This window comes from Psychrobacter sp. TB20-MNA-CIBAN-0197 (assembly GCF_040309765.1).
Lineage (GTDB): Bacteria > Pseudomonadota > Gammaproteobacteria > Pseudomonadales > Moraxellaceae > Psychrobacter > Psychrobacter submarinus.
Map to the genome: position 1 here is coordinate 1 of NZ_JBEOPC010000711.1, position 267 is coordinate 267.

Annotated in this window: 1 pseudogene; it reads right to left on the reverse strand. The window is 45.7% G+C overall.

From position 1 onward, the window contains the following. Positions 1-267, reverse strand: a pseudogene (locus tag AAEY83_RS15660) (hypothetical protein); the annotation flags it as partial.

Below are 267 nucleotides of genomic sequence, written 5' to 3' on the forward strand. Positions count from 1 at the left end.
TGATCATGATGCACGATAAGTTTTCAGCAACCTCTTCAGCTTTCGCTTTAAGGTCAACCATGTCTACGTTACCGTTTTTGTCGCAGTTAACTACTACAATTTTCATGCTTGCCATTTGCGCTGATGCAGGGTTAGTACCGTGCGCAGAGCTTGGGATTAAACATACATTACGGTGTGCATCGCCGCGTGACTCGTGGTATTTACGAATCGCGATTAAGCCTGCGTATTCACCTTGTGCACCAGAGTTTGGCTGTAGTGATACTGCAT